2 protein-coding genes are annotated in these 2,672 nt (G+C 49.7%); both read left to right on the top strand.

Annotated features, from left to right (window positions below):
• The coding region (locus tag AC06L3_RS06375; RefSeq protein ID WP_475669787.1) for a macro domain-containing protein at nucleotides 1-348 on the top strand (348 nt) is incomplete at its 5' end.
• A gap of 9 nt (nucleotides 349-357) precedes the next feature.
• The coding region (locus AC06L3_RS06370) for a type I restriction-modification system subunit M (RefSeq protein ID WP_475669786.1) at nucleotides 358-2,672 on the top strand (2,315 nt) is incomplete at its 3' end.

Raw genomic sequence — 2,672 nt, 5'->3', positions numbered from 1 at the left:
TGTCCGACGGGTGAGGCGCGGATTACGCCGGGCTTCCGCCTGCCTGCGAAGTTCGTGATCCACACGGTCGGCCCGGTCTACTCCGGCGGACAGCGCGGCGACGCGGAGAAGCTCGCCGCCTGTTATCGCAATTCGCTCGTCCTCGCGGCGGAAAACGGTTGCCGCACAATCGCCTTCCCCTGCATCTCGACCGGTGTCTACGACTATCCGCTTGAAGCCGCCGCAGAAATCGCCATCCGCGAGGTGAGTGCGTTTCTCACATCCCATCCCGAAATGGAAGTGACCTTCTGCTGCTTCTCGAAGTGGAATGTCGAGGTGTACGAGAAATTGATCACATGTGAAAACTAGGTGGTTGAAATGATAACAAAAGCCAATCTAAAAAGTGTCCTTCAAGTTGTCGGGTTCGGCAAGCAAGGTGAGTATTGTCTTGTTAAGCATTACGGATCGCTTGACAAGATGATTGTTGTGGATTTTGAAAAGGAAACGATTTCATGGCCTGAAGGCCTAATCGCAAGGGACGATACAACGTCCAATTTTTCCGCGCCTGAGAATTTTGTTGTCCTTGAATGCGTTGATCGCCTTCTGTCAAAGGGATACCGACCCGAGCATATCGTTCTGGAAGAGAAATGGCAACTTGGACATGATCAAAAGGGCGGCAAGGCCGACATCTGTGTTTACAATGACAACGGCAGTTTGCTTTTGATTGTCGAATGCAAGACGGCCGGCGAGGAATTTCGCAAGTTCAAGAAGCAACTTTTCCTTGACGGTGGACAGCTCTTTTCTTATTGGCAACAAGATCGTCGTGCCAAGTGGCTCTGCCTCTACGCATCTGATCTCGGAGAGATGGCAGATGCGAATGGTAAGAAGTTGCCATGCATCAAGTACAAGGATTCGATAGTCGTAATCAATTGTTCGGATGATCGCAATCTTCTGAAGACGGCCGAAAAGGACGAGATGGTACGCCTTTATGCTCATGCGCATACCAAGGACGAACTATTTGACGCATGGGATGAAACATACAATAAGCAAACCTATCCTGATGTCATTTTTGACAAGGATTCAGTTGCCTACCAGATTGGAATTCGACCGATCCGCAAGAAAGATCTGCGTGAATTTGATCCGGAAGATGGAATCGTCAATCGTTTCCTTGAAATCCTGCGGCACAACAATGTGAGTGATCGAGAGAATGCCTTTAACAAACTCGTTTCTCTTTTCATTTGTAAACTGGTCGATGAAGTCGGCAAAGATGACGATGACGAGGTCGACTTCCAGTACCGTGTCATCGTTGATTCATACGAGGACCTGCAGGATCGACTTCAGCGACTCTATCGAGACGGCATGAAGGAATTCATGGACGAGAAGATCTTCTATGTCGAGAGTGATTATGCGGATAAGCTGTTTGCGCAGTATCACGGGGCAAATCGTCGCAATGCCATAGAAGAGTTGCGTGGGACGATTCGTCGTTTGAAGTTCTATTCGAACAACGAATTTGCATTCAAGGATGTCCATAACGAAGAACTCTTCCGCCAGAATGGTAAGATTCTCGTAGAGATGGTCCAACTTTTTGAACCGTACAGGATCGTGTATCCCTCTCGTGATCAGTTGCTGGGTGACCTTTTCGAGCAGTTGTTAGCCAAAGGTTTTAAGCAAGATGTAGGACAGTTTTTTACTGCAGTGCCAATTACGCGGTTTGTTTGGGATTCTCTGCCGCTTGACCGCGCTGTGCGGCGAGGTACGAAACTTGTCCATCCGCGCGTCATCGACTACGCTTGCGGCGCGGGACACTTTCTTACTGAAGCGGTTGAGGCCATTAACGCTTGTTTCATAGCGGCTGGAGGCAAACCGTCCAAGGATAATGGTTGGGTGGAGAAATCGATATACGGAGTGGAAAAGGATTATCGCTTGGCGCGTGTCTCAAAGGTCTCGCTTCATATGAACGGTGCGGGGAAGGGGCAGATCATTTTCGGCGACGGGCTTGAGAATTATCCCGAACGGGGAATTGAAAACGGGAGCTTCGATCTTCTTGCCGCCAATCCTCCCTACTCTGTGGAGGCGTTCAAGGCGCATTTGAAGCTTAAGAACAACGAACTTGGACTCCTGGACAGCATCTCCACGCAGGGATCGGAGATCGAGGCATTGTTCGTGGAGCGCATTGGGCAACTTCTGAAGCCGCGAGGAATCGCGGCGGTTGTCTTGCCTTCGACGATCCTCTCCAAGGGCATGGGGCCGTATGTTGGTGCGCGCGAAGAATTGATTTACAATTTCAAGATCAGAGCCATCGTCGGGCTGGGCAAGAATGCTTTTCAGGCGACGAATACCGAGACTGTCATTCTGTTTCTGGAGAAGTATGATGAGCCGCCGCGTCGTCTCTCTCAAGTAGATGACAGCGTGAAGTGCATCTTTTCAGGAAAGCCGCCGGATGAGTGGGATGACAGGAGCATTTTTGATGCCTATCTTGCCCACATCGGTGTTAGCGAGGAAGATTATCTTCTTTTCGTTTCTCGCGAACTGTCGTGGACTCACTGGAGAAGTCATGCCTATTTTGGCGCGTACTGCAAGGTGTTCGATTCTGTTGCCGAATTCAAGTTGAAAAGGTCGAAGAAGGCATTTCTGCAACTACCATCAGAGGTGCAGGACGAACAACTTTCACAGTGGTTTTATGATTGGTTGTT

This window comes from Candidatus Egerieousia sp., from assembly GCF_056211015.1.
Note: the sequence above shows the minus strand (reverse complement) of the source record. Positions and strands in the feature narration are given on the sequence as shown.